At 65.3% G+C, this 22322-nt stretch carries 21 protein-coding genes and 1 tRNA gene; 9 read left to right on the forward strand and 13 right to left on the reverse strand.

The genetic code is table 11. The features are described 5' to 3' along the window. Positions 1–612: 612 nt before the first annotated feature. A complete protein-coding gene (tsf, locus tag VM621_RS03355; RefSeq protein WP_325467581.1) occupies positions 613–1491 on the reverse strand; it encodes a translation elongation factor Ts in 879 nt (292 codons plus the stop codon). A gap of 85 nt (positions 1492–1576) precedes the next feature. Beyond that, positions 1577–2425 carry a 30S ribosomal protein S2 gene (gene rpsB, locus VM621_RS03360; protein WP_325467582.1) on the reverse strand — a complete coding sequence of 283 codons (849 nt, stop codon included), beginning with the start codon at positions 2423–2425 and terminating at the stop codon, positions 1577–1579. Between the two features lie 353 nt (positions 2426–2778). On the opposite strand from rpsB, the gene map reads away from it, so the two are divergent. From map to VM621_RS03390, 6 genes are all read left to right on the forward strand, one after another. Beyond that, the gene (gene map / locus VM621_RS03365) at positions 2779–3552 is read left to right on the forward strand and encodes a type I methionyl aminopeptidase (RefSeq protein ID WP_325467583.1); all 774 of its coding nucleotides are present in this window, start codon (positions 2779–2781) and stop codon (positions 3550–3552) included. Between the two features lie 70 nt (positions 3553–3622). Further along, positions 3623–6280 (forward strand): [protein-PII] uridylyltransferase, encoded by a 2658-nt coding sequence (glnD, locus tag VM621_RS03370; protein ID WP_325467584.1) that lies wholly within the window; start codon positions 3623–3625, stop codon positions 6278–6280. Continuing rightward, positions 6267–7094 carry a 2,3,4,5-tetrahydropyridine-2,6-dicarboxylate N-succinyltransferase gene (gene dapD, locus VM621_RS03375; protein ID WP_325467667.1) on the forward strand — a complete coding sequence of 276 codons (828 nt, stop codon included), beginning with the start codon at positions 6267–6269 and terminating at the stop codon, positions 7092–7094. The genes glnD and dapD overlap by 14 nt, the downstream gene beginning before the upstream one ends. A 2-nt stretch (positions 7095–7096) precedes the next feature. Continuing rightward, the gene (locus VM621_RS03380; protein WP_325467585.1) at positions 7097–7450 is read left to right on the forward strand and encodes a Spx/MgsR family RNA polymerase-binding regulatory protein; all 354 of its coding nucleotides are present in this window, start codon (positions 7097–7099) and stop codon (positions 7448–7450) included. 4 nt (positions 7451–7454) lie between these two features. Then, entirely contained in the window at positions 7455–8585 is a 1131-nt protein-coding gene (gene dapE, locus VM621_RS03385) for a succinyl-diaminopimelate desuccinylase (RefSeq protein ID WP_325467586.1), read from the forward strand. A gap of 96 nt (positions 8586–8681) precedes the next feature. Further along, positions 8682–10211, forward strand: a complete 1530-nt coding sequence (locus tag VM621_RS03390) for a hypothetical protein (RefSeq protein WP_325467587.1) — start codon at positions 8682–8684, stop codon at positions 10209–10211. Between the two features lie 6 nt (positions 10212–10217). Here the strand turns inward: VM621_RS03390 and VM621_RS03395 are convergent, their stop codons facing one another. After that, positions 10218–11006 (reverse strand): phosphodiester glycosidase family protein, encoded by a 789-nt coding sequence (locus VM621_RS03395; protein WP_325467588.1) that lies wholly within the window; start codon positions 11004–11006, stop codon positions 10218–10220. Positions 11007–11134: 128 nt separating this feature from the next. On the opposite strand from VM621_RS03395, the gene VM621_RS03400 reads away from it, so the two are divergent. Next, positions 11135–11623: an 8-oxo-dGTP diphosphatase gene (locus tag VM621_RS03400; protein ID WP_325467589.1), complete on the forward strand. Its 489-nt coding sequence runs from the start codon at positions 11135–11137 to the stop codon at positions 11621–11623. A 196-nt stretch (positions 11624–11819) separates the two neighbouring features. On the opposite strand, the gene parC is transcribed toward VM621_RS03400, so the two are convergent. The 3 genes from parC to VM621_RS03415 all read right to left on the reverse strand — a co-directional run bounded on the left by parC (position 11820) and on the right by VM621_RS03415 (position 16204). Continuing rightward, complete coding sequence (gene parC, locus VM621_RS03405; protein ID WP_325467590.1) at positions 11820–14060, reverse strand: DNA topoisomerase IV subunit A; 2241 nt, start codon at positions 14058–14060, stop codon at positions 11820–11822. A gap of 108 nt (positions 14061–14168) precedes the next feature. Then, positions 14169–15209, reverse strand: coding sequence for a proline iminopeptidase-family hydrolase (locus tag VM621_RS03410; protein WP_325467591.1), 1041 nt, complete (start codon positions 15207–15209; stop codon positions 14169–14171). A 161-nt stretch (positions 15210–15370) separates the two neighbouring features. Then, complete coding sequence (locus VM621_RS03415) at positions 15371–16204, reverse strand: endonuclease/exonuclease/phosphatase family protein (RefSeq protein WP_325467592.1); 834 nt, start codon at positions 16202–16204, stop codon at positions 15371–15373. 182 nt (positions 16205–16386) lie between these two features. Between VM621_RS03415 and VM621_RS03420 the strand changes: the two genes are divergently transcribed. Beyond that, positions 16387–16869, forward strand: coding sequence for a hypothetical protein (locus tag VM621_RS03420; RefSeq protein WP_325467593.1), 483 nt, complete (start codon positions 16387–16389; stop codon positions 16867–16869). A gap of 6 nt (positions 16870–16875) precedes the next feature. Here the strand turns inward: VM621_RS03420 and VM621_RS03425 are convergent, their stop codons facing one another. The 7 genes from VM621_RS03425 to ftsY form a co-directional block, all read right to left on the reverse strand. Beyond that, the gene (locus VM621_RS03425) at positions 16876–17472 is read right to left on the reverse strand and encodes a hypothetical protein (protein ID WP_325467594.1); all 597 of its coding nucleotides are present in this window, start codon (positions 17470–17472) and stop codon (positions 16876–16878) included. 107 nt (positions 17473–17579) lie between these two features. After that, entirely contained in the window at positions 17580–17861 is a 282-nt protein-coding gene (locus VM621_RS03430; protein WP_325467595.1) for a hypothetical protein, read from the reverse strand. Positions 17862–18003: 142 nt separating this feature from the next. Continuing rightward, positions 18004–18079: transfer RNA gene (locus VM621_RS03435), tRNA-Phe, on the reverse strand. 66 nt (positions 18080–18145) lie between these two features. Then, positions 18146–18424, reverse strand: coding sequence for an oxidative damage protection protein (locus VM621_RS03440; RefSeq protein WP_325467596.1), 279 nt, complete (start codon positions 18422–18424; stop codon positions 18146–18148). Further along, the gene (gene mutY / locus VM621_RS03445) at positions 18421–19467 is read right to left on the reverse strand and encodes an A/G-specific adenine glycosylase (RefSeq protein WP_325467597.1); all 1047 of its coding nucleotides are present in this window, start codon (positions 19465–19467) and stop codon (positions 18421–18423) included. The genes VM621_RS03440 and mutY overlap by 4 nt, the downstream gene beginning before the upstream one ends. Beyond that, positions 19464–20510, reverse strand: coding sequence for an AsmA family protein (locus VM621_RS03450; RefSeq protein ID WP_325467598.1), 1047 nt, complete (start codon positions 20508–20510; stop codon positions 19464–19466). The genes mutY and VM621_RS03450 overlap by 4 nt, the downstream gene beginning before the upstream one ends. 29 nt (positions 20511–20539) lie before the next feature. Continuing rightward, on the reverse strand, positions 20540–21670 hold the full coding sequence (ftsY, locus tag VM621_RS03455) for a signal recognition particle-docking protein FtsY (RefSeq protein WP_325467599.1): 1131 nt from the start codon (positions 21668–21670) through the stop codon (positions 20540–20542). 64 nt (positions 21671–21734) lie between these two features. On the opposite strand from ftsY, the gene rsmD reads away from it, so the two are divergent. Next, a complete protein-coding gene (gene rsmD, locus VM621_RS03460) occupies positions 21735–22304 on the forward strand; it encodes a 16S rRNA (guanine(966)-N(2))-methyltransferase RsmD (RefSeq protein ID WP_325467600.1) in 570 nt (189 codons plus the stop codon). Positions 22305–22322: the final 18 nt, after the last annotated feature.

Here is a 22322-nt window from a genome sequence, read left to right on the forward strand (position 1 = left end):
GGCCGTGTACTTATTGCCCTGCGGGCCGGGTCGGGCTCCGACTGGGGGTTTTCGACGCGACTCCTGTCGCGCGAAAACGGCCGGCCATCCCTGGCCGGCCCCCTGCGGGCCTGATCCAGTCGGAGCCCTCGCCTACGCTAAACGGCCCCGAGGGTGGCACCCGCCGGCTCTTCCGCACGTCGAGGTGGATTGGGGGAGAGTACCGCCGGCGAGACCGGGGTGGTTGTTGTGGAAGCCGCTTCTTGTGGGAGCCGCTTCAGCGGCGATGGGTGCTTGCCGCGGCCGCATCCTGGCCCGCTGTCGCGGGATCGCCGATAAATCGGCTCCCACATGCAGGTAGATCGTCATTTGTGGGAGATCATCATTTGTGGGAGCCGCTTCAGCGGCGATGGGTGCTTGCCGCAGCCGTATCCTGGCCCGCTGTCGCGGGATCACCGATGAATCGGCTCCCACATGTAGGTAGATCGCCATTTGTGGGAGATTTCTCCACATGTTGAGGCGCGGTCGGCGTCGCCAGCGAACGAAGCGCCGCCTGCTGGCTAGCCCGCCGCGAGAGCAAAAAAAGAGCCGCGATTGCTCGCGGCTCTTTCGGGGACTGCCAGGAGGAAAGGCTTACGCCAGACCAGCCTGCTTCATGACTTCGGCGGCGAAGTCGTCGACGACCTTCTCGATGCCTTCGCCGACGGCCAGGCGCTGCACCGTGACGATCTCGGCGCCGGCCTTCTTCAGGGCGTCGGCGACGGTGATGTCACCATCGAGCACGTACGGCTGGCCGACGAGCGTGACTTCGGCGAGGATCTTGTTGACCTTGCCGGAGATGATCTTGTCGAGGATGTCGGCCGGCTTGGCCTTGTCCTTGTCGGTCATCTTGGAAAGCTCGATTTCCTTTTCCTTCGCGAGGAAGTCGGCCGGGACGTCTTCGACCTTGATGAACTTGGGGTTCATCGCGGCGACGTGCATGGCGATGCCCTTGGCCAGCTCGTCCGAGCCGCCCTTGAGTGCCACGAGCACGCCGATACGGCCGCTGTGCGAGTACGCGCCGATGGTGCCTTCACTCTCGACCTTGGCCATGCGGCGGACTTCGAACTTCTCGCCGATGGTGACGGTCAGCGCCTTGGCGCCTTCTTCGACGGTGTTCTCGCCCAGCTTGGCAGCCTTCAGTGCCTCGATGTCGTTGATACCGGACTCGAGGGCGACGTTGGCAACGTCCTTGGTGAACTGGATGAACTGCTCGTTGCGCGAGGAGAAGTCGGTTTCGCTGTTGACTTCGACCAGGGCGGCAACGCCAGCCTTCTGCGCGACGGCGATGAGGCCTTCGGCAGCGACGCGGTCGGCCTTCTTGTCAGCCTTGGCCATGCCGTTCTTGCGCAGCCATTCCATCGCCACTTCGATGTCGCCATTGTTTTCGACGAGCGCCTTCTTGCACTCCATCATGCCGACGCCTGAACGCTGACGCAGTTCATTGACGAGCTTGGCGGAAATCTCAGCCATGGTAGTTCCTCAAAGTTTTGATGGGCGCCGCGGCGGACATGCCGCGGCGCCGGATGAAACGGAAGAGCTCGACGGGGCGGGGCGCTTACGCGCGGCCACGACCACCGTCACGGCCGCCTTCGCGACGCGGACCACCCTTCTTTTCCGGGGCGCCACGACGGTCGCCGCGCGGGGCGTTGTCCTTCGCGACCGGATTGCCTTCTTCGTCCAGCTCGACGAACTCGTTGGCGTCGCCACGGGCGGCGTTCGGCGAGGCGGCCTTGCCTTCCAGGATGGAGTCGGCGGCGGCGCGGGCGTACAGCTGGATGGCGCGGATGGCGTCGTCGTTACCCGGGATGGCGTAGTCGACGAGGGCCGGGTCGTAGTTGGTATCGACGACGGCGACGACCGGGATGCCGAGCTTGCGGGCTTCCTGGACGGCGATGTCTTCGTGACCGATGTCGACGATGAACAGGGCGTCCGGCAGGCGGTTCATGTCCTTGATGCCGCCCAGCGAGTTCTGCAGCTTGTCGCGCTCACGGCGACGGGCCAGGACTTCGTGCTTGACCAGCTTCTCGAACGAACCGTCGGTTTCGGCGGCTTCGAGTTCCTTCAGGCGGGCAACCGACTGCTTGACCGTGCGGAAGTTGGTCAGCATGCCACCGAGCCAACGGGCGGTGACGAACGGCTGGCCGGCGCGCGCGGCTTCTTCGGCCAGCGACTCACGGGCGGAGCGCTTGGTGCCGACGAAGAGGACGGTGCCGCCCTTCTGGGCGAGGCCCGAGAGGAAGTTCATCGCATCGGTGAAGAGCGGGAGGGTCTTCTCGAGGTTGATGATGTGAATCTTGCCGCGGGCGCCGAAGATGTACGGTGCCATCTTGGGGTTCCAGTAACGGGTCTGGTGGCCGAAATGGACGCCGGCTTCCAGCATTTCGCGCATGGTGACTTGTGCCATGGAATGACTCCTGGGCGAACCGCATCGAGCGGTTCTATGGGGGTTGGGACCTCCACGCATCCCCGACTTCGACCCGGCCCTGTCGGGCCAGGCACCCCGAAGGCGGTGCCGATGCGTGTGTGGCGTTAAAAGCGATGCTTGCGTGGGGCCAATGCTGGCTTCATACGGTTACAATCGCGCTTCGTATCGCCGCCGTGGCCACGTGAAAGTGGCTTCGCCGGACAGCAAAACTCGCTAATTGTAGCCTCCGGAGCCGCCCGGCCGCAAGCCGAGGGTGGATTTCCGGCAGGGGCGCCGCCACCTGATGTGGCAGGCCCATTCCCTTGAGGGCGAAAGGAAAAGAGAGAACCATCATGGCCGTCGTACCGAAGACCCCCGAAGAGATCCAGCACATGCGCGAGGCCGGCCGGCTGGCCGCCGAGGTGCTGGCCATGCTCGTGCCCCACGTCAAGCCCGGTGTCACCACCGAGGAGCTGGACCGTCTGGCTCACGATCACATCGTGAACGTGCAGAAGGCGATCCCCGCCAACGTGGGCTACCGGGGCTTTCCCAAAACCGTATGTACCTCGGTCAACCATGTGATCTGCCACGGGATTCCGACCGAGACCAAGGTCCTGAAAGACGGCGACATCGTCAATATCGACGTCACCGTGATCAAGGACGGCTGGCACGGCGACACCAGCCGCATGTATTTCGTGGGCACGCCCAGCGTGCTGGCCAAGCGCCTGGTCGACACCACGTTCGAGGCGATGATGCAGGGCATCCGCGCCGTGAAGCCGGGCGCCACGCTGGGCGACGTCGGCGCCGCCATCCAGAAGCACGCCGAAGCGGCGGGTTTCTCGGTGGTTCGCGAGTACTGCGGACACGGCATCGGCAAGGTGTATCACGATGAGCCCCAGGTCCTTCACTACGGCCGTAACGGCACCGGTCTGGAGCTCAAGCCGGGCATGACCTTCACCATCGAGCCGATGATCAACGCCGGCAAGCCGCAGACCAAGTCGCTGCCGGACGGCTGGACGGTGGTCACCAAGGACCACTCCCTGTCGGCCCAGTGGGAGCACACCATCGCCGTGACCGACGATGGTTTCGAGATCCTGACCCCCTGGCCGGACGCCCACGCCGCCTGACGCTCCACCGACGGTGGTTCGCCAGGGCCACCGTTCGCTCCATGTGCCGATCACCGCAGAGGGCTCCGACGTGACGCTTCCGCCGCTTCCACGCCTGCCCGCCGTCGTGCCGCGTTCGGGCGTATCGCCTGAAGCACGACGCTCGCTCCGCCAGCTGCTGGGCGACGTCGACCGGTCGCTCACCGTTGCCTTCCGGGAAGGTGAAGACGCCTCGGCGCTCGCTCGTCGCCGCTCGGAGATCGTCGACCGTATCGTCGTCCACGTCTGGGGTGCCTGTCTGGGCGACATGGCCGCCGGGGCCCTGTTCGCCGTGGGCGGCTTCGGTCGGGGCATGTTGTTTCCCGCGTCCGACGTCGACTTGCTGGCCCTGGTGGCGGAGACGTCGCCGGCCCTGCATCGGGCGCTGGAGAGCTTCTTCGGCTGCCTGTGGGACATCGGCTTGAAGCCCGGCCACGCCGTGCGTACCGTCGAGCAGTGCCGTGAACTGGCCGCCAGCGACGCCAGCGTGTTCACCAGCCTGCTCGACGCACGACGCCTGGCCGGCTGGCCCATCCTTGCCGAAAGCCTTCGCGGCATCCTCGACGATCCGGCCCTGTGGCCCCCTCGCGAGTACCTCGCCGCGCGCCTCGCCGAGCGCGACAGCCGTCACGCGCGCTATGACGATACGGCGCAGAACCTCGAGCCCAACCTCAAGGACGGCCCCGGTGGCCTGCGCACGTTGGACGCGCTGCGCTGGCTGGGTCGGCGCCTGGCCGATGCGCCCGATTTCGACGACATGGTGGCGGAAGGCCTGCTCGAGCCGGTCGAAGCGGCCAGACTGGTACGCGCCGAGGAGACGCTTCGTCGCTACCGCTATGCCCTGCACCTTGAAGCGGGGAGGGCGGAAGAACGCCTCCTGTTCGACTACCAGCGCGGCCTGGCCATGCGGCTGGGCTTCGAGGACGAACACGCCAAGAATCTCGGCGTCGAACAGTTCATGCAGGGCTACTACCGCGCGGCGACCCAGATCGAGCGCTCCGGCACCCAGTTGGTCGAGCGCTTCGAGGAGATGCTCGACCCCCCCACCGAGGCGTTGCCGGTGGGCACGGACTATGTGCGACACGGATCGCGCATCTCGCTGCGCAATCCGCAGCTGTTCGCACGCCGTCCAGCCTCACTGGTGGAAATCTTCATCGCGCGCCTGGACGAGCCCGGAATCACCGGCTTCACCGCCGAGACCATGCGTCGCATCCAGCACGCGGTTTCGCTGCACGGCGAATCGCTGGCCGACGACCCCCAGGTGCTCGGCGCGTTCCTTGCGCTGCTGAGGCGTGGCGCCCCGGCCGTGGAAGCCTTGTGGCGGATGAACCGCCATGGCTTGCTCGCCGCGATCCTGCCGGCATTCGGCAAGGTGGTCGGTCGCATGCAATACGACCTGTTCCATGTGTATACGGTGGACGAACACACGCTGCGCGTCCTGCGTAACGTGGCCCGCTTCGCCGACCCCGCCGCGCGGCGCGACTTCCCCATCGCGTGCGAAATCTGGCCCCACGTCGAAAAGCCCGAACTGCTGTTGTTGGCCGCTTTGTTCCACGACATCGCCAAGGGGCGTGGCGGAGACCATTCGAAGCTGGGCGAAGAGGACGCCAGGGCGTTCTGTGCGCGACTGGGCTTGCCCGAGGAAGAGATCGACCTCGTCGCGTGGCTGGTGCGCCATCACCTGCTCATGAGCACGACCGCGCAGCGCCAGGACATTACCGATCCCGACGTGGTGCACCGTTTCGGTGCCGCGGCAGGTGACTGGGAACACCTCGATCATCTCTACCTGCTGACGATCGCCGACATCATCGGCACCAGTCCCAAACTCTGGAACGCCTGGAAAGACCGGCTCCTCGCCGACCTTTACACCTCCACGCGTTTCGCCCTGCGCAGCGACCTCGCCTCGCCGGCCCATGCCGGCGTACGCCTGCGGGAAACGCGCGAACGGGCACTGGCCATGCTGGTCGCCGAGCACGTGGCGGCCGATGACATCGCCAGGATATGGGCAGAATTCCCGGACTTGAGCTTCCTCCGCCACCGACCCGAGCAGATCGCGTGGCAGACGGCGGCGATCCTTCGTGCCCGCGGCGTCATGCCGCTGGTGGAAGTGCACCCGTTTTCGGTGCGCGGCAGTACCGAGCTCTTCATCTACACACCCGATCGCGACGGCCTGTTCGCCACGGTGACGGCCATGCTCGACCGCCTGCGCTTCTCGGTGGTCGAGGCCCGCATCCTCGTGTCGAGCACCGGCAAGGCACTGGATACCTTCCTGTTGCTCGAGTCCGACTCGCAGGCGCCTGCGTCGCTTCAGCGCGCCGAAGAGCTGCGCTCGCGCATGCTACGCGCGCTCGATCAGCCGGCGGGGCAGGGGCCGCCCAAACGCAGCCTTTCGCGCCACCTGCGGCATTTCCAGATGATTCCGCGCATCGAGTTCGTCGAGGCCGGCGAGCGCACCCAACTTGCGCTGGTGTGTACCGACCGGCCCGGCCTGCTCGCCGCCGTCGCCCAGGCGCTGGCCGAAGCCGAGGTGCGCGTGCATGATGCGCGTATCGCGACGTTCGGCGAGCGTGTCGAAGATTTCTTTCAACTCACCGATCGCAGCAACGCACCGCTATCTCCGCAACGCCGCGAGGTCGTGCGCGACTGCCTGCTTCGTCACATCGGTTTCGAAAACCCCAGGAACAGCTTGAATGCAGATGCAAACGCTTGAGTCCCTCATCGACGACGCCTTCGAACGTCGCGCCAACCTCAACCAGAACGAAATCGAAGGCAGCCTGCGCGAAGCGGTCGATCAGGTGCTCAACCTGCTCGAGTCCGGCGAGCGCCGTGTCGCCGAACCGGACGGCAAGGGCGGCTGGACGGTCAACGCATGGCTGAAGAAAGCGGTACTGCTGTATTTCCGCATGAACGGCAATCGCGTGATGGACGGCGGACCGTCGAGCGCCTTCGACAAGGTCCCGCTGCGCTTCGCCGACGGCGATGCCACCGAGTACGCCAGCCTCGGCGCGCGCATCGTGCCGGGCGCGCTGGTGCGACGTGGCGCGCATATCGCGAAGGATGCCGTGCTGATGCCCAGCTACACCAACATCGGTGCCTATGTCGGTGCCGGCAGCATGGTCGATACCTGGGCAACGGTGGGTTCCTGCGCGCAGATCGGTGCGGGCGTGCATCTGAGCGGCGGCGTCGGCATCGGTGGCGTGCTCGAGCCGCTGCAGGCCAAGCCGACCATCATCGAAGACAACTGCTTCATCGGCGCGCGCTCCGAAGTGGTCGAGGGTGTGGTGGTGGAGAAGGGGTCGGTGATCGGCATGGGCGTGTTCCTCGGCCAGTCCACCCGTATCTACAATCGTGCCACGGGCGAGGTCAGCTACGGCCGCGTACCGGCAGGCAGCGTCGTCGTCGCCGGGAACCTGCCGGCGAAGGACGGAAGCCATAGTCTCTACGCCGCGATCATCGTCAAGCAGGTCGACGAAAAGACGCGTTCGAAGACCGGTATCAACGAACTCCTGCGTAGCGGCGAGTGAGCATGACCGTCACCCTCTACGGCTTGCCCAACTGCGATACCTGCAAGAAGGCGCGCAACTGGCTTGCGCGCTTCGACGTGGCCCACGAGTTCGTCGACTACCGGGCGAACCCGGTACCGGCGGCAACGCTGAAAGCCTGGGCGGAGAAGATTGGCGGATGGGACAAGCTGGTCAACAAGGCGTCGACCACCTGGCGCACCCTGCTGCCGCAGCGCAAGGATCCGCGTAGCGATCCGGAGTGGACATTGCTGCTCAAGGAATACCCGGCGCTGATCAAGCGGCCGGTGGTGGTCGACGGCGACGACGTCGCTGTCGGCTTCACGGATAATGCATTCAAGAAACGCTTCGGCAAGTAAGGCCATGTCTGCCGTCCTCGACCTCACCCGCGACCTCATCAGCCGCCGCTCGGTCACGCCGCAGGACGCAGGCTGTCTCGAACTCATCGCCGGGCGCCTCGCCGCCGTTGGCTTCCACATCGAGCACCTGCGCTTCGACGATGTCGACAACCTGTGGGCGACTCACGGCCATGACGGTCCCGTGCTGGCCTTCCTTGGGCATACGGATGTCGTGCCCTCGGGTCCGGAGGACGCGTGGCGTTCGCCACCGTTCGTACCCACGGAAAGCGACGGCATGCTCTACGGTCGCGGCGCGGCAGACATGAAGGGTTCGGTGGCGGCGATGGTCATCGCGCTCGAACGCTTCGTGCAGGCGCATCCGGCGCATCCGGGGACGGTCGGTCTGCTGCTGACCAGTGACGAGGAAGGCGTGGCGCTGCACGGTGTGCGAGAGGTCGTCGAGCACTTTACGACGACGGGTCAGCGCATCGACGCGTGCATCGTCGGCGAGCCATCGGCAAAGGCGAAGCTGGGCGATCTCATTCGCGTGGGGCGTCGTGGCTCGCTCTCGGGCACGTTGACCGTGCACGGTGTCCAGGGTCATGTGGCGTATCCGGAGAAGGCGAAGAACCCGATCCACAGCTTCGCTCCCGCGCTGGCCGTCCTGGCGGCGGAGCGCTGGGACGAAGGCAATGCGGACTTTCCGCCGACATCGTTCCAGGTGTCCAACATCAACGCCGGTACGGGTGCGAACAACGTCATTCCCGGCGAACTGGTCGCCTTGATCAACTTTCGTTTCTCCACCGCCAGCACCGCCGATGCCCTGCGCGAGCGTACCGAGGCGGTCCTTCGCGCGCATGGCGTGGAATTCTCGATCGACTGGCACCTGTCCGGACATCCGTTCCTGGCTACGCCGGGCGGTCATCTGCGCGAGGTTGTGGTCGGGGTCTGCCGCGACCTGTGTGGGATCGATCCCGAGCAGAGCACGGGCGGCGGTACATCGGATGGCCGCTTCATCGCCCCCATGGGTGCCGAAGTCATCGAGCTGGGCCCAGTGAACGCGACGATTCACAAAGTGGACGAGTGCGTATCGATTGCCGACCTTGAGCGTTTGCCCGACTTGTATGCGGAAATCTGCGAGCGCATGTTGCGCTGATCGCCGGCGTTTGCGGCGGCGTTCGCCGATAGCCCGCTCGCGGTGCAAGCACGAAGCTCTCTCCGCTCGATAACGGGCGGACGTACGGATACGAACATGAGAGTGAATGCGCGGATCGCCCTGGCGGTGCTGACCTCCGTCGGGTTTTGCCATTCGTCGGTGGCGATGGTCCAGGACGACACCAGTGTCGTGGGCCTGACGATCCTGACGGTGGACGACAACGACGATTTCGTCGAGGTCGAGTTGCAGATCGAGGCGTGGCTCGACGAGGGCAGGCGAGTTGCCCTGACGGGTTCGTCGTCGATGCTCGGTCTGCTCAAGCCCGATCGCGTTTACGCATGGCCGACAACCAACACTATCGTGCTGGATTCAGCCGACGGCTTGGGTATCTTCGGCTTCGACGCCACCGATGCGGCCCACCGCCTGAAGATATTGAGTGGATGGGTCTGGGCCGAGCGCGAGGCGGTCGGCGAGTCCGTGGTCCGTGACGTTCGTTCGGCCGACAGCCCGAATCGATCGTTTGACTTGACCTTCGACCTTACCGCGTCGTCGCCATCGTCGCTTTGCCGCGCATTTCGCAGGAAGCTGGCCACGACCTTGTTCAGCCATCGGCTTCCGGACGTCGAGGAAAAGCGGGTCTTTGCCAGCGAGATGCGGCGCTGGTGCCAGTACGGGAATTTGTCGGTGCGCCTCGCGGAGCCCCCTCAGTTCACGATTGCCCCCTTTCGCTCCACGGACGAGCCTCGACTGAGCGTGGTCGCCGAATGGGGATTGTTTCGCAACGACGATCCCCTCGATCCGAAGGGGACGACGTTCCTGCTCTGGACCAAGACCGTGGGCGAGGGTGGGGGCAGCGGTTTTGGCCGGCGCGACGGCACCGAAGGGTACTTCGATGCCGTTGGCGGTGGAATGCGGCGCCTGCTCGACGCGTCCATTCATAGCGGGTGGGGTCCGACCAGGAACGACGATGTTGGCTCGGCGTGGCCCGTAGACTCGTCCTTCCCCCGCTCGTCCAAGACAAATCTGTTCCTCTGCGAAGTGCCGGACGCACCTGATCTTCCCGGGTGTCCGCGGGAGCCGCGGTTGCGATCTCTGTATCCCGCCGATTCGATCGACGGCGTCGTTACGGTTTCCCGGGCCGAGCGATTCATCGTCGGCGGCAATGCGCAGGCCGGCGTCTCCGTCGACACGACAGGGAAGGTGACGCCAAACATGAGCTTCAGCCTGAACATCGTCAAGGCGACGACGGACGTCGCGCAATCGGAAATGCAGCTGGTACAGACACGGACCAGCGCCGACTCCGTCTTCTATCGGGCTACCCGATGGACCCCGGATATTCCCGCCCTCTACCGGTGGGTCAATGCACGCGAACACGCAGGTAGCCTTGCCCAGGCGACGCCGCTGGCCGCGACCCTCAATCCCCAGTACGAAATCATCTGGGAGCTGCCGTTGCGCGGTAACGAAGGGCGCAAGCTGTCATACAGCATGATTTACGAGGCGGGCTGGAATACATGCTTCAATGGTCCCAATTGCGCGACCCCGGCGCAGCCGCCCGACCGGACACTGCAAGCGAAGGCGCGCGTCGGTTGGAGCGATAGCATCAAGCTGATGATGCCCTACGACTGAGGCGGACTACCGTTGCTTGGGGAACACCGCGATCATGCCCGCGTAGGGCTTGGTCATGAAGGCCGGCGCGCCCGCGTAGCCGTCGTCGGGCGTGAAGGCTTGCGAGATCGTGCCGTCGAGGAACAGAGCGTCGCGGCAGCCGATCTCGTCGCGGAACAGCCGCGCGAAACTGTGGAAGTTGACCGGTGCCCGGCTGACCACGAAGACCACTTCATGCGGCGACTTGGCACACACGCCACTGCGCCACTTCATGCTGTCCGAGCCGTTGTCGAACTGCGGATTGATCTGGCCGTCGATCACCAGCATGGGGCCCGACTGCGTGGCCCACTTCGGCTTACGGGCGGCGTCGCGAAATCCTTCGCTGGTATGAACATCGGCGCTGCCATCGTCGTAGACGGCGAAAACCCCGTTGGGTAACAGTGAGAAGTTGCCCGAGCGCGGGTTGCCGTGAATCAGGTTCAAGGGGACGAGCGCCTTGCCGTTCTCGACATACAGGCCAAGCGGCTTGAAGTCGCGATCGTAGATGCCCGCGTTAGTCGCGAACGACAGCGGCCGGCCCCTGGCCGAAGTCCAGGTCCTGAGCGCATCGATCGTGCTGAACGGTTGGTCCGTTTCCGGATTGCGCCAGTACAGCTCGATGTCTTCGCGGCGGGTGTCGACGGTGACGGCGAAATAGGACTGGCTGTCGAACACCAGGTCGCGGCTGTCGACGGCGTCCGCCGGCGCGACGCAGCCCATGGCGGTAGCCGCCAGGCCGGCCACGATGGCGATGCGAACGAGGAAGGGGCGGGTCATGCGGGAAAGCGGCGGGTGGGGCATCCGTCGATGTTCGCCGGGTCGCTCCGGCCGCGCAAGGGGCGAAACGCCGCCTTCGCATGGCGAGGGGGTAAACTCCGGGGTTTTTCCCCCTTGTTGCCACCGCCATGCCTTATACGCCCATCGTTGCCACACTAGGCTACGTGATATCGCCGGACGGCCAGCGCGTCCTCATGATCCACCGCAACGCCCGCCAGGACGACCAGCACCTGGGCAAGTACAACGGCCTGGGTGGGAAAATGGAGCCGGGCGAGGACATCGCCGCGTGCATGCGGCGCGAGATCATGGAGGAGGCCGGCATCGAATGCCTCCAGATGCGCCTGCGTGGCACGCTGAACTGGCCTGGCTTCGGCAAGAACGGCGAGGACTGGCTGGGCTTCATCTTCATCGTCGACCGCTACGCCGGCACGCCGCTCGAGTCCAATCCCGAGGGCAAGCTGGAGTGGGTGCCGGTGGCCGAGCTGGATCGCCTGCCTATGTGGGAGGGCGATCGTCACTTCCTGCCGCTGGTTTTCGACGCCGATCCACGGCCGTTCCATGGCGTCATGCCGTACAAGGACGGGCGGATGGTTTCATGGAGCGTGACGCGGCTCTGACGAATCGCCGCTGAAGCGGCTCCCACAGGGGGCAAGAATCGCCGCTGAAGCGGCTCCCACAGGGGGGGCAAAGAATCGCCGCTGAAGCGGCTCCCACAGGGGGCAAGAATCGCCGCTGAAGCGGCTCCCACAACAGCCGCTCTGTGTGGGAGCCGCTTCAGCGGCGACGGCCCCGGCAGGGGCCGCCAGCCAGACCTCAGCCGGTCGTCTCGATGCGCTCCACGCGGCGCAGCCCACGCGGCAGCACGCCGCCTCGCGTCGCCCGGCTGCCGCCGTATTCCACGAGGTCGGCCCACTTCAGGGTCAGCTTGCGCTGACCGGCGTACAGAGTGATTTCGCCCTTGCCCTCGGTAACGACGGCAACACCGACCACGCGCTCTTCGCCCGACGACAGCTTGGCCTTCGGAATCTCGATGAGCTTGTTGCCCTTGCCCTTGTCCAGTTCCGGCAGTTCCGCCACCGAGAACATCAACAGGTGGCCTTCGCCGGTGACCACGACAATGCGGTCGCGCGACGGATCGGCGGAGATGGCAGGCGCGAGGACACGGGCACCGTCACTGAGCGAGATAATCTGCTTGCCGGCCTTCTGGCGGCCGGTCAGCGCTTCGAAGCGTGTCACGAAGCCGTAGCCGAAGTCGGTTGCCAGCACGACGCGGGTGTCGTTATCCGCCGTTACGAGGGCATCGAACCTGGCTCCGGCCGGCGGGCTGAAGCGGCCCGTGAGCGGTTCGCCGTTGCCGCGCGCGGAAGGCAGCGTGTGCGCCGGCGTGGCATAGGCGCGGCCGGTGGAATCGATGAAGGCGACCTGCTGCGTCGTACGCGCACGGGATATGGCCAGCAAGCTGTCGCCATCTCGGTAGGACAGCGCCTCGCCGTCGATGTCGTGGCCCTTGCCGGCACGGACCCAGCCTTTCTGCGAGAGCACCACGGTGACCGGCTCGGAAGCGACCAGGGCGCTCTCGTCCAGCGCCTGCGCGACACTGCGCTCGATGAGCGGGGAGCGACGCTCGTCGCCATACTTCTCGGCGTCGCTACGCAGTTCTTCCTTGATCAGGCTCTTCAGCTTGGCGGGCGACTTCAGCAACACGCTGATGCGTGCGCGCTCTTCCTCGAGCTTGCTGGTTTCCTCGTTGATCTTCATCTCCTCGAGGCGGGCCAGCTGGCGCAGCTTGGTCTCGAGGATGTAGTCGGCCTGTTCCTCGTCGAGACGGAAACGCGAGATGAGGACCGGCTTGGGCTCTTCCTCGGTGCGGACGATCCGAATGACTTCGTCCAGGTTGAGGTAGGCGATGCGCAGGGCATCGAGCAGGTGCAGGCGGCGTTCCACCCGGCCCAGGCGATGGTTGAGCCGCCGCGTGACGGTGTCGGTGCGAAAACGCAGCCACTCCGTCAGGACCATCTTGAGGTCCTTAACCTGCGGGCGGCCATCCAGGCCGATCATGTTCATGTTGATGCGGAAGCTCTTTTCCAGATCGGTCGTGGCGAAGAGGTGCTGCATCATTTCGTCGGCATCGACGCGGTTGGAGCGCGGCACCAGCACCAGGCGGATCGGGTTTTCATGGTCCGATTCGTCACGCAGGTCTTCGATCATCGGCAGCTTCTTAGCCCGCATCTGCGCGGCGATCTGCTCGAGGATCTTCGACGGCGACACCTGGTGCGGCAGCGCGGTGATGACGATGTTGCCTTCGTCGCGCTCGTATACGGCGCGGGCACGGACGGAGCCGCCGCCGCTCTGGTACATCGCCATGATCTCGCGGCGCGGCGTGATGATCTCCGCAAGCGTCGGGTAGTCGGGGCCGTGCACGTGCTCGCACAGATCGGCGATCGTCGCGTCCGGATCGTCCAGCAGGCGGATGCAGGCGCTGGCGACTTCACGCAGGTTGTGCGGCGGGATATCGGTGGCCATGCCGACGGCGATGCCCATCGAGCCGTTCAGCAGCACATGCGGCACGCGGGCGGGCAGCCACGAGGGTTCGTCCATCGTGCCGTCGAAGTTCGGAACCCAGTCGACCGTGCCATGGCCCAGTTCGGAAAGCAGTACCTCGGCGATCGGCGTAAGGCGCGATTCCGTGTAGCGCATCGCGGCGAAACTCTTCGGATCGTCCGGCGAGCCGAAGTTGCCGTGACCATCCACGAGCGGGTAGCGGTACGAAAACGGCTGGGCCATCAGCACCATCGCTTCGTAGCACGCCGAGTCGCCGTGCGGATGGAACTTGCCGATCACGTCGCCGATGGTGCGCGCGGACTTCTTCGGTTTCGCCGTGGCCGACAGGGCCAACTCGCTCATGGCGTAGATGATGCGGCGCTGCACCGGCTTGAGCCCGTCACCCACGAAGGGCAGCGCGCGGTCCAGTACCACGTACATGGAATAGTCGAGATACGCCCGCTCGGCGTAGTCCTTGAGCGGGATCTGTTCGTAATTGGCTTGCAGATTCATGGGCTTGGCTGTCCGGCTGGCGCGCTACGGCGCGTCGTTAACCGGGTGATGTTGCCAGAAAGCCGTCTCACAGGTGTAGACCGGATCGCGGACCGGCCTCCTCACCCTCTAGCGCAACGCCTTCCCCGCATCCACATCCTTCAAGAACCCGATCAACCCGGTGAAATACGTCTGCTGGTCGTCGTACATCGCCAGATGGGCTCCCTTTGGGCAAAGCAGGAACCGGGCATCGGGCATCTTCTTCGCCATGGCCTCCATGTACTTCGGGTCCATCGTGTCGTATCGGGCGCCGATCACCAGCGTGGGGACCTTGATCGTCTTCAGGTCCTTGCTGCGGTCCCAATGCAGCAGCTTGCCGCTGGCGCCAAGTTCGCTGGGTCCCTGCATGGACACGTAGATCTGCTCGTTGATGTGACCGAACGAGCGCAGTACCGGCTCCGGCCACTGCCCGGACGGCATGCGCAATACGTGCTGCTCGTAGTGCATCGGCATCAGAATGGCCATATAGGCTGGGTCGTCGGTCTTCTTCTGGGCTTCCATGCGCTTGACCTCGGCGAGCTTCTTCGGGTCCATCGCCGGCATCAGCACCTTCGTCGCGTACTCGTTGTAGGCGGGAATGCTGTCGACCATGTTGGAAACGATCAGGCCCTTGAGGTGCTGTGGATACTTCAGCGCGTATTCGATGGCGAGCACGCCACCCCACGAGTGGCCGAGGAGATAGAAGTTGTCCTTGTCCAGGTGCAGGGCCTGGCGAACCTGCTCCACCTCGTCGACAAAACGCGGGATTTCCCACAGCGATTCGTCGGTAGGCTTGTCGCTGAAGGCCGAGCCCAGCTGGTCGTAGTAGTAATACTCGATACCGGCACCGGGGAAATAGCTGTCGAAGGCTTCGAAGTACTCGTGCGTGGCGCCAGGGCCGCCATGCAGGAGCAGTACCTTGATGGTCGGATTGTTGCCGACCCGCTTGGTCCAGACCCTGAATTTGCCTTTGGGCGTATCGATGGTGATCATCTTCACGCCACCCGACAGGACGTCGTCGTGGCCGGCATGATCGAAATACGAAGGGGAGGGCGGTGAGCTGTCGGCGGGCGCGGCAAATGCGCAAGCGGTGACGAGCAGCAGCGTAACGGCGGCAAGCAGACGGCGCATATCGTTGTCCCCCAGGTGATGCCGCCGACTATCGCCGGGCGCCGCCGCGCTGGCAAGTCGCCAAGGCCCGTTCACCTTTCCGAAGGTTCCGCAGCGAGCGTCCCCCACATCCACCCGGAAGCCGACCGGTCAGTGCGTTGCCGGTGGCCGCATGTACGGCCTCAAAGCGTGAAGTTCGCTTCGACGGGGAAATGGTCGGACGGATAACGGCCGTCTTTCGAGGTCGTCACGGTCTGCACCGACGTGGCTTCCACGCCGCGATAGAGAATCCAGTCGATCCGCTTCGTCGGCTTGCCGGTGAAGTCGTGGAAGGTCTCTTCCGGGCCCTCGCGCTTGGCTGCCGTGGGCCAGGCATCCTTGAGCGCGGACGTAAGCGTGGCGTGCGCTTCGCTTTCCGGGCCGGTGTTGAAGTCGCCGGTGATGATGACGGGCACGCCGGCAGGCAACTTGCCTATCCACGCCGCCATTTCATGCGCACTACGGGACCGTGCGTCTTCATCCTGATCACGGTACGGATAGTGCGTATCGAGCAGGTAGAAGCGCTTGTGGTCCGAGCGTCGTTCGAACAGCGCCCAGTTCACCATGCGCGGGAATAGGTTGCCCCAGGTGATGCTGGCCACCTTGTCCGGGGTATCGGAGAGCCAGAAGTCACCGCTATCGATCAGCTTGAGGCGGTCCTTTCGGTAGAAGATGCCCATGTGCTCGTCAGCATGGCCGCCGAAGCGATCGCGGCCGAACCAGGTGTATTCCGGAAGGCGCGAGACGGTGTCGTCGCCCTGTTCCTGAGCCAGTTCCTGCGTGCCGATCACGTCCGGATGAAGCTGCCGGATGGTATCGGCGAACAGGTCCCGCCGAGCCTCCCAGCGGTTCGGGCCATCCTTTCCGGTAATGGTGCGCACGTTGAACGACATCACCCGGAGTTCCTCGGCGATGGCGGGCTGGGCGATGGATGCGACCAGTGCGGCGAAAAGGGCGAGTCGGGACGTCCGGACCATGTGGGGAGGCTGCCTTCTGACAGGGGGAGTCTTCCGAATATATCGACGTAACGAGTTCATGTCCGCTACCTGGGTCGCACCTGCGAGCGACACCATGTCGCGCCCCGGATCGCTCTCGGCGGGATCCACCGGTCCCGAGGATCGGTCAGAATGAGGCGATCTTACGCAGCAGCGGAGCGGACATGAACAATCCCGAGCCTGAGATGCCGGCATCCGGCGCCAATGGCCGCCGCGTCGCACTCGTGGTGATTCTGATCGCGTTCGTGGCTTCGGCGACCACCGCCATGCTGGCGTTCACGGCCTCTCATCGCGCACGGACTGCGGACGCCACGGCGCAGGCGGCAGACATCGCGGACCTGCGTGCGGCGCTTGCCGAATGGCAGGCACAGGTGACCGAGGCACAGCGTGCGGGGCATGACCAGGCACCGGAGCGTCAGAGGGTGCTCGCGTCGCGGGCCGCCGCACTGTCGGCGTGGAAGCCGCGCACACCCTGCGGTCAGCAAGGCCGGGAACAACTTCGCGTGGCGATGGACGCGAGGATTCGTCGTATCGGCGGCATGCTTGCGGGACAGCCCGCCGGTCTGGACCGAATCGATGAGCAGGCCAGCCTCAACGTGGCGCTTCGACAGTGCGAAGGCGACGCGGGCCGCGATGTGAACACCTGACGGACGTTATTCGAAGAGCCTGCCCAGCGTTTTTGCGCCGCCGTTAGCCATCCAGGCGACCATGCCGCCGCAACCGAGGGCCACGGTGGCGCTCGCGGCGCCGACGCCCTTCCAGGTCGGAAGGCCGGCGAGGTTGGTTTCGATGCGGTCGAGCCGGGTTTCCAAAGTTCCCTGACGGCGTTCCGCCGCATCGAAGCGCTGATCCATGCGATCGAAACGTTGATCCATGCGGTCGAAACGTTCGTCCATACGGTCGAAACGTTCGTCCATGCGGTCAAGGCGCTGATCCATACGGTCAAAGCGATCATCCATGCGATCCAGGCGCCTGTCGATGCCATCGAGGCGGCTCTCCACGACATCCAGTCGGATCGCAACCGCGGCTACCTGTACCTTCAATTCACCGACATCTTCGCTAACCTTCTGCAGGCGCGCGTCCATGGTTTGCAGGCGGCCGTCGATACTTTTGAGCAAGGCTTCGAGCACCACTGGATGACCCTCCGTGAGTCCTGGCTGGGAAACACGAGCGTATCGCGCCTCGTAGATGTCTGAATTGAGAATCGAGACCGGTTTTTGCCCGTCGATCGTTACGTTCGGGTTCGTCATGAGAGGTGTCTCCGCCAGGGCCGAGCCCATGCTCGCCCAGCGGCAACGGATCGGTCTGTAGCCATCGCCCCCGCGATACGGTCGTATTTTTCCGTGGATGCGGCTACTCAGCCACGGCACTGAACCGTGATGTCCCGCCTCGCCATGGCGCCGCCGGCTGCCGTGTACGGCTTGGCGCTGTACTGGACTTGCGCGCCCTCGGTGCGGTCGATCACTTCGTAGGGCCCATGGCACAGACCCGAAGCCTTGTTGTAGCAGTCGCCGATGTCCTGAGAGCCTGTGTTGCAGGTGACCAGAAAGGCCTGGTCACCATCAGGAAGCGTTATCCGCCTGGCCTCGGTACATCCGGCGGAAAGGCCGACCATACAAACCAACAGCGCGATCCGCATAAGTCACCCGTCGTTGTCCATCGCCGTGCGTATGAGCATACGCGCAGACGATGCCCCGGCGCGACGACATGCGCAGGGTATGGAGCAAGAGGGAGAGTGTGTGACGCCGCTGCTATCGCGATGGTCTGCAAGTGCGGGGAAATGGTGGCTCGGGACGGAATCGAACCGCCGACACGGGGATTTTCAATCCCCTGCTCTACCAACTGAGCTACCGAGCCACAGGAGCCTGCAACGAGCGTTGCGGCGAGTGGAGCCGCGTATTAAATCCGTTGCGAGGGCCGACGTCAAGCCTCTCGTTCGGGCGGAACGTAGCCGGCGGGCTGCACCACATCGCCGCCGAAGAAGTACTTCTCCATTTCCCCACTGAGGAAACCGCGCGTCTTCGGGTCGAGCGGGGACAGGCGCATCTCGTTGATCAGCATGGTCTGGTGGCTCAGCCACTGCGCCCAAGCTTCCTTGGAGACATTCTCGTAGATGCGCTTGCCGAGGTCGCCTGGCCACGGGGCGAAGTCGAGGCCTTCGGCATCGCGGTCGAGTTTCACGCAGTGAACCATGCGCGTCATGGGGATATCTCCGGAAGGTTGTCCAGCAGCGTGCGTACCGGGGCGGGCAGGCCGAGCGAGGCTATCTCGTCGCGGTCGCACCAGCGCCGGTCGGGGCGGTCGGCCACGGCGGCAAGCGGGGCCGCATGGTCGAACAGGATGGGTGAAACGTCCAGTCGGTAGTGACTGAAGACGTGGGTGAAGGCGGGTAGTGGATCGGCTTCGCCGACGCGGGCGAGACGGGAGGCGACGCTGCCGGCCGCTGCGACATCCTCCGCCTCGGGCAGGCTCCACAGTCCCGACCACACGCCTTGAGCCCCGCGCTTTTCCAACAGGACGCGACCGTGAGCGTCGCGCAGCAGCAGCATCGACAGCGCGCGGGTCGGGATTTTCTTGCCGGGCTTGGCCGTGGGCAGTGTCGCGGTCAGGCCGTCTCGCAAGGCGATGCATCTGGCGGCTTGCGGGCACAGCGGGCACAGCGGCTTGCTGCGTACGCAGACGGTGGCACCGAGGTCCATGATCGCCTGGGTGAAATCCGCCGTGCGCGCCGCGGGAGTGTGTTCGTCCGCAAACACCCACAGGCGCTTTTCCACGGCGCTCTCGCCCGGATGTCCGGCGATGCCGTGATAGCGGGCGAGCACGCGCTTTACGTTGCCGTCCAGGATCGGAAAACGCAGTCCATACGCCTGGGCAAGGATGGCGCCGGCGGTGGAACGGCCGATGCCCGGCAACGCCAGCAAGGCATCGATGTCGCGCGGCAATTCACCGCCGTGGCGTTCGACGCACAGTTGTGCGGCCCGGTGCAGGAAGCGCGCCCGACGGTAATAGCCAAGACCGGACCACAGTGCCAGCACGGTGTCTTCGTCCGCCGCCGCCAGCGAGGCGAGCGTCGGCAGCCGCTGCACGAAGCGTTCGAAGTAGCCGATCACCGTTACGACCTGGGTTTGCTGCAGCATGATCTCCGACAGCCATACGCGGTACGCATCGCGCGGGTGCTGCCAGGGGAGGTCTTTGCGGCCGTGATGGTCGTACCAGCGCAGCAGTTCGGTAGCGAAGGGATTCATGGCGAAGCAGCCGGAGCGATCACGGTGGAACTTGCGGCCGGCGACACCGGCGTGGCGCGGACACGCAGGCCCTTGATATGCACGCTGCCGATATCGACCTGCGTGGCGTCGACGCTGCCTTGCACGGGAGGCAGGGTCGGCGAATGCCCGGCCTGCATGCCCGTCCACCAATCGGCCAACGCGAGCGGCGGCAGGTGCAGGTCCGCGTGGTCCTGCTCGCCGTCGATCTTCATGGCGATCGATAGCGGGTCCTGCTGGTTCGCCGGCGTGATACCCAGCACGACGTCGTAGGGCGCCGCAGCGGTGCGCGTGACTCGCCCGGCCATCGAGGCCCCGACATCCGCGCCTCCTCGCCAGGTGGCATCGCCGCGCAACGTCGCGCTGAAACGGCCCTTGCCGGCTATGTCCAGGTCGAGGTCGTCGAGCGTCAGTATGCCGCGCGCGAGCGAAGGCGTCGTCGCGAGGTCGAGCGCGTAAGGGGCATCGTCAGCCGTGCTCGCATTGATCGTCAGCGTGAAACGATGATCGTTGGCCAGACGCCCGGCATCGATGTCGACGTTGGAAAGCAGCAGGCGGTTGCCGCGAAGCAGGGTGCTTCGCGAGACGCGGAAACCGGCATCGATGGCGGGCAGGATCGCGCCTGCGGTAGAGGGTCGCGGCGGAAGCGAGTCGATATAGGCGGAGACGGCGTCGAGGTCGATACGCGCGCCTTCGACCTCGAGTCGCGAGATTGTCGCCTCGCCACCCATCAGGGTGCGCCACGGCAGCACGAGCTTCCCGCGTGACGCGACGATCAGTGGCGTGCCGCCCGCATTGCCGCGCAGCGTGATGCCATCCAGTTCCAGCGAGGGCTTAGGCCAGAGAGTGGGGCTGGCCGGACTGGCCAGTGTAAGCTCGAGCCCGGCGGCCCGGGCGCGTGACTGCAGCAGCGCGGTGAAACGCTCCGGCTGAAGCACGACGTACATGGCGATAAGCGCCGCGACGACGATCGCTGCGACAAGTCCGGCGACGGCGAGCAAGCCGATCCGCAGTCGACGGTTCATGGCCGCGACGCTTTCGATGCGACGCTCACTCAGCCACCGAGGCTCGCCGGCAACAGGCCGTCGACGAAGGCTTCTGCGTCGAAGACGCGCAGGTCGGTGGCGGTCTCGCCCAGCCCCACGTAGCGAATCGGCAGCCCGAACTCGCGGGCCAGCGCAAACATCACGCCGCCCTTGGCGGTCCCGTCGAGCTTCGTGACCACAAGGCCAGTCACGCCTGCGGTGTCGCGGAACTGGCGAAGCTGGCTGATCGCATTCTGGCCCGTCGTGCCGTCGATGACCATGAGCACTTCGTGTGGGGCGGCGGCATCGAGCTTTTTCATCACCCGGCCGATCTTGCCAAGCTCGTCCATGAGTCCGCCCTGGGTGTGCAGGCGGCCCGCGGTGTCGGCGATCAGGACCTGCGTGCCACGGGAACGGGCGGCCTGGAGCGCGTCGAAAATGACGCTTGCCGAGTCCGCATCCTGACCCTGCGAAACGACAGGGACCTTGTTGCGTTCGCCCCAGGTCTTCAGCTGCTCGACCGCGGCGGCGCGGAACGTATCGCCCGCGGCGAGCATCACGCTGCGGCCTTCGTCCGAATAGCGGCGGGCCAGTTTGCCGATCGTGGTGGTCTTGCCCACGCCGTTGATGCCGACGGTGAGAATGACGAAGGGCGTGGACGTGGTGACGTCCAGCGGCTTTTCCACCGGCTTGAGCAACGCGACCAGTTCACGGCGCAGGGCCTTCAGGAGGTCTCCAGCATCGGCGAATTCGCGTTTGTGCATGCGCTTGCGCAGGTCTTCGGCCAGCTTGCCGCTGGCCTCCACGCCCACGTCGGCGGTAATCAGGGTCGTTTCCAGCTCGTCGAGGAGATCGTCGTCCAGCTTGGGATGACGAACGAACAGCGTGCTGAGGCTCTTGGCGAAGCCACTGCCGGACAGGCGCTCGCGCCAGCTTCGCTTGACCGGCTGGGCCGCTTCGACGATCGAGGCTTCCTCGATGTCGGGCTCCACCTCGGGAGCTTCCGTCTCGGGCAGGACGGCTTCGGCAAGGGCTTCGGAGACCGCCGGGCCGGCGTCGATCGAGGCGGCGTCGGCAGCCTTGTCCACGCGCTCTTCGGGCGGCGCGACATCGGGTGTCGCGGTAGGTTCGACGGGCTTCTTCTTCCAGAACTTGAGCATTGCGCCAGCGATTCAAAGACAATAGGCGAATGCTAGCACTCCCGTCCTCACTGGCCGCTGAGCGATGAGCGCCTCCGGTCGCGTCCGCATCATCGGCGGAACCCTGCGCAACTCCCGCCTCGACGTCCCCGACCTGCCCGGACTCCGGCCCACGGCCGATCGCGTCCGCGAAACCCTGTTCAATTGGCTGCAGCCCGTGGTTGGCGGGGCGCGCTGCCTCGATCTCTACGCCGGAACCGGGGCGCTCGGGATCGAGGCGCTCTCCCGCGGCGCCGGCGCGGTTACCTTCGTCGAGCGCGACACCAGGCTGGCTGCCGCGCTCAAGGCGAACCTGGCCCGACTCAAGGTCGGCGGCGAGGTCGTCGGCGAGGATGCATCGCGGTGGCTGCGCGGTCCCGCCCGCCCGTTCGACGTCGTCCTGCTCGACCCGCCCTTTGCCCTGGATATCTGGGCGGACACCGCAGGACAACTGGAAGAGGGTGGGTGGATTGCCGCCCATGGCTGGATTTACGTGGAGGCTCCTCGCGGTGCGACCTTCCGCCTTCCTGGCAACTGGTTCCCGCATCGCCAGGGTCACGCCGGAGAAGTGGCCTACGCCCTCTATCGCCGCACCCCGGCTGATCCGTTAAGCTAGCCCGCGCTTTCCTTCGAC

It is taken from the genome of Luteibacter sp. (assembly GCF_035539195.1).
Taxonomy (GTDB): domain Bacteria; phylum Pseudomonadota; class Gammaproteobacteria; order Xanthomonadales; family Rhodanobacteraceae; genus Luteibacter.